Raw genomic sequence first — 1829 nt, 5'->3', positions numbered from 1 at the left:
CAGATAGGCACATCCACCCTGCCCTCGAGCCGCGCATGAGTGATTCGCTGAAGACCCTGCTGGTAATCGCGTTTCTGATCGTCATCGTCTGGAATCTGGGCGCCGGCCTGTATTACCTGCTGGTGGACCGCGGCCAGACCAAGCGCACGGTCAATGCACTGACCCGCCGCATCGGAGTGTCGGTGGCGTTGATCGTACTGGTGATCGTGAGCATCTACATGGGCTGGATCAAACCGCACGGCATCGGCGGCTGACGCCCCATCAGGCCAGGCAGCGCCGGCGGCTGACGCTGCCGACGCCTGCGCGGTCAAAGCACGTAGACGAACAGGAACAGCATCAGCCACACCACGTCGACGAAGTGCCAGTACCACGCGGCCGCTTCAAAGCCGAAATGGTTGTCGCGGGTGAAGTGTCCCTTCGCCGACCGCAGCCACATCACGATCAGCATGATCGTTCCCAGCAGCACGTGTGCGCCGTGGAAGCCGGTCAGCAKGAAGAASGTCGAACCGTAGATGCCCGAGCCGAGCGTCAGGTTCAATTCCTTGTAGGCGTGGATGTACTCCTCGGCCTGCAGGGTCAGGAAGCCAAGGCCGAGCAGCACGGTCAGGCCCAGCCAGATCAACAGCTGGCGGCGGTTGCCCGCCTTCAGCGCATGGTGGGCGATGGTCAGGGTCACGCCCGAGGTCAGCAGGATCAGCGTATTGATCAGCGGCAGGCCCCAGGCCGGGATCGTCTGGAACGCGCCACCGATCGCTGCCGGGCCATTGGTCGGCCAGCCGGCCGAGTAGCCCTGCCACAGCAGCTCGTTGGTCATCACCCCGCGCCCTTCGCCGCTCAACCACGACAGGCCGAGGTGGCGGGTGTAGAACAGCGCACCGAAGAAGGCACCGAAGAACATCACTTCGGAGAAGATGAACCAGACCATCCCCATCCGGAACGAACCATCCACCTGCCGGTTGTAGTTGCCGGCCTGCGACTCGCGCACCACATCGCTGAACCACCAGAACAGGGTCAGCACCAGCATCGCCACGCCGATGTAGAACGTCCAGCGGCCCCAGCTGGCGTCATTGAGCCAACTGGCCACGCCGACCATGGTCACCATCATCGCGATGGAACCGACGAACGGCCACTTGCTCTGGGCCGGGACGAAGTACACGTTGGCGTCGGTAGGTGTCTGGGCCATGGTCGGTATCCGGGTCAGGGAGCAGCATGGGCGCCTTCCGACGTGGCGGCGGGCGCCAGCCGATCGGACAACGCATCGTTGCGGTAGAAGGTGTAGGACARGGTGATCGTGCGGATTTCCGGCGGCAGGTCCGGATCGACGATGAAGCGCACCGGCATGTCACGCTTYTCRCCGGCCTGCAGGGTCTGCGCGGTGAAGCAGAAGCATTCGGTCTTGCTGAAGAATCCCGACGCGCGTGCCGGCGCCACCGACGGCACCGCGCTGCCGACCACGGCCTGCTGGCTGTCGTTGCGGGCGAAGTACAGCGCCTCGTTGAGCTCGCCGGGCACCACATCCATGGTCAGCTGTTCGGGATGGAACGACCACGGCAGCCGCGAATTGACCCCGCCATCGAATTCCACCCGCACGGTGCGCTTGCCGGTGGCAGCACCGGTACTGGCTTCGCTGCCCGGGCCACGTTCCAGGCGCACGCCGAATACCTTCTCGCAGGCGATGCGATACAGCGGTACCAGCGAGAACGTCAGCAGGAACACCACCACCGCAACGCCGATCAGGCGCGGCAGGCCGGCGCTGCGTGACGGAGCGGTGGCCGGTGTTTCGCTCATCGACCGATCACGCCGCTGAGGATGAAGCCGACGTACACCAG

General features: G+C 64.6%; 3 protein-coding genes. 1 reads left to right on the top strand and 2 read right to left on the bottom strand.

Going from position 1 to position 1829, the window contains the following annotated elements; translation table 11 throughout:
- Positions 1–35: 35 nt before the first annotated feature.
- Positions 36–254, top strand: coding sequence for a twin transmembrane helix small protein (locus tag AC1VAN_RS20555; RefSeq protein ID WP_010484233.1), 219 nt, complete (start codon positions 36–38; stop codon positions 252–254).
- 53 nt (positions 255–307) lie between these two features.
- Here the strand turns inward: AC1VAN_RS20555 and AC1VAN_RS20550 are convergent, their stop codons facing one another.
- Both AC1VAN_RS20550 and AC1VAN_RS20545 read right to left on the bottom strand, forming a co-directional pair.
- Positions 308–1183, bottom strand: coding sequence for a cytochrome c oxidase subunit 3 (locus AC1VAN_RS20550; RefSeq protein WP_480986605.1), 876 nt, complete (start codon positions 1181–1183; stop codon positions 308–310).
- A 14-nt stretch (positions 1184–1197) separates the two neighbouring features.
- Entirely contained in the window at positions 1198–1788 is a 591-nt protein-coding gene (locus AC1VAN_RS20545; RefSeq protein WP_025878292.1) for a cytochrome c oxidase assembly protein, read from the bottom strand.
- Positions 1789–1829: the final 41 nt, after the last annotated feature.

This window comes from Stenotrophomonas sp. 05L44_2 (assembly GCF_056665995.1).
Note: the sequence above shows the minus strand (reverse complement) of the source record. Positions and strands in the feature narration are given on the sequence as shown.

Excerpts from the sequence above, each read along its gene's own strand:
- AC1VAN_RS20555 (WP_010484233.1), top strand. The coding sequence starts at position 36 with ATGAGTGATTCGCTGAAGACCCTGCTGGTAATCGCGTTTCTGATCGTC.